The 2,142-nt window shown below is 65.0% G+C and carries 2 protein-coding genes; one reads left to right on the top strand and one right to left on the bottom strand.

The genetic code is table 11. The features are described from left to right. Positions 1–627: anti-sigma factor family protein (locus tag BBK14_RS12690; RefSeq protein WP_071062228.1), on the top strand; the 627-nt coding region annotated here is incomplete at its 5' end. A gap of 970 nt (positions 628–1,597) precedes the next feature. Here BBK14_RS12690 and BBK14_RS12685 read toward each other — a convergent pair. Continuing rightward, positions 1,598–1,915: a transposase gene (locus BBK14_RS12685; RefSeq protein WP_275078479.1), complete on the bottom strand. Its 318-nt coding sequence runs from the start codon at positions 1,913–1,915 to the stop codon at positions 1,598–1,600. Between the last annotated feature and the right edge of the window lie 227 nt (positions 1,916–2,142).

The raw sequence follows: 2,142 nt of genomic DNA, 5'->3' as shown, positions 1-2,142 counted from the left end.
CGGTTCCTGCTCGGGGCCTTCGTTCTGGGCGGTCTGGACGTCGACGACCGGAACGCCGTCGAAGCCCATCTCGCCGGCTGCGCCGGATGCCGTGCCGAACTCGACGAGACGGCGTCGGTTCCCACGCTGCTCCGGCGTCTGCCGGGTACTGGGGGGGAGGGTGAACCCTCTCTGGACGAGCTGCTCCAGCGGGTGCGCGCCGAACGACGGTCGGTTCGCCGAACCCGCTCCTGGCGCCTCGCGGCGGTCGCTGCTGTGCTCGTCCTGTGTGCCGGAATCGGTCTCGTCGTGAACAGTCCCTTTGCCAGGGCACCGAGTGGGCCCTCCACCTCCTTCGTCGCCGCGACGGGCACGGCGATCACTGGTCGAGCCACGCTCATCACGAAACCATGGGGAACGTCGCTGGCCGTTGCGTTCGACAGCCTTCCTGGCAGCGGCCCCTTCGCGCTGGAGGTCGCCAGCGTCGACGGCATGACGGAACGAGCGGCCAGCTGGTCGTCGACGCCGACAACGAAGGCTGGTGTCGTCGGAGCGAGCTCGATCCCAGCGGATGCCATCGACGCGGTTCGAGTCGTCGACCGTGACGGCTTGGTGCTCGCCGTCGCTCACCCGCGGGGCAGCGAGTAGGCCACCGTCGCGTCTAGACACGGAGCCTCGGACGGAGCTGTGACTATCGGTGCGGGTGCGGGTGCGGGTGCGGGTGCGGCGTAGGCGGCGGTCTTCATTGGCCGCGAGTATCAAACACGCACGGTCATGCTGGGAGCGGATGTCAGGAGATGCGGGCCCGTAGTATCAGTCAGCGTGTCCGAGCGGCAGGGCCGCGACTGCCTGGGCGCGAGCGGTGTCCAGGGTGGTATCCGGCGAGGTGGAGTCCGCCCTGGCGGGCGTGGCGCGCCATGCGGCTGGCGAAGGCGAACAGTCGGTGGCGCAGCCGTCTCGCTTCCTACCGCCGTGGCATGTGATCGGGCGGGCGAGGATCAGGGCTCAGGCGAGCAGGTTGAGCGTGACGAGGGCGCACCAAATCTGGTTCCAACAGTATCCTGAGTGCTGTGAAATTGAGGGTTGTAGGCTTGGGTGCCTGGTGTGATCTTGTAACCGTAGACGAGTACCACGGCAGGTCGGCGGGCGCCGCACGGCAATCGGGAGGGGCTGCGCAGTCTCTCGAGATGTTCAGGCAGGCTCTACACTTCCGTGTCGAGGAGTTCGCGACTCTCTCCGATGGACGCCGTCTCACGCTGACCGACGACCTCGGATGGAGCAGTAAAATGTCGGGAGGGCGTGTTGACGATGACGCATGGGCTCGCCTGACCATCGAGACTGTTATGGTAGCTGTGCGTAATGTGGTCCTGCCTGACGACGCTGAGGAAACAGGGGAGTCCTACTCGTGGGCGCGACTGGCTGAACGTCTGGAAACTCTCGGTGTGGAGGCAGCCATCGAGGATCTTAAAGGATTGCCGTACGACGTGACTCTCAGCGGGCGCCTTCATGCGCGATTGTCGCAACCGGATAGGTAGAGAGTTTCTGAAATCTAAAGTTTCGCAGTTTTCTTGATCGTCTCATGATGGTTAGTGCGGCTACTGATGATTAATGTGCGAGGTTATGTTGATCGGAGATTTTCCCAGGCCAGTCCGGTTTCGGTAAGGAACCCGACGAGAAGCTCGGGCCGGTACTGCATACGTTTCAGTCCATGCTTGACCGCCTGAAATACCTCGTCGATCCCGCGGGCGGCGAGATGGACCAGGGTTGTGCGTTTCAGGTATGACCAGACCCCTTCCGTGGGATTCAGGTCGGGCGCATAGGCCGGCAGCCACACCACGTTGATCCAGCCGGTGTGCGCGGCCAGGAACGCGGCCATCTGCGTCTGGAGGTGGATGTTCAACCGGTCCCACACCAGCACCAGCCGACCCCCGGGCAGCTGCGCGTGCGCGGCCAGCAGAAGATCCCGACAGTCCGCCCAGCCCAGCCCCTTACGCTCACCCGAACGGCCGTGGCTGACCCGGGCCCGGTAGACCAGCCGGGCCCGCTGCCCAGGTTTGTAGCAGACCGGCGACCCTGCTGGCTAATTCGGCCTTATGCGGCGTGGGTGAGTTCGAGGCGTGCGAGGTGGCTGGTGCGGGTGCGGTCGAGGGGGTGGCCGTTCCA

It is taken from the genome of Parafrankia soli (assembly GCF_001854695.1).
Classification (GTDB): domain Bacteria; phylum Actinomycetota; class Actinomycetes; order Frankiales; family Frankiaceae; genus Parafrankia; species Parafrankia soli.
This window is presented reverse-complemented; position numbering and strand designations above follow the sequence as displayed.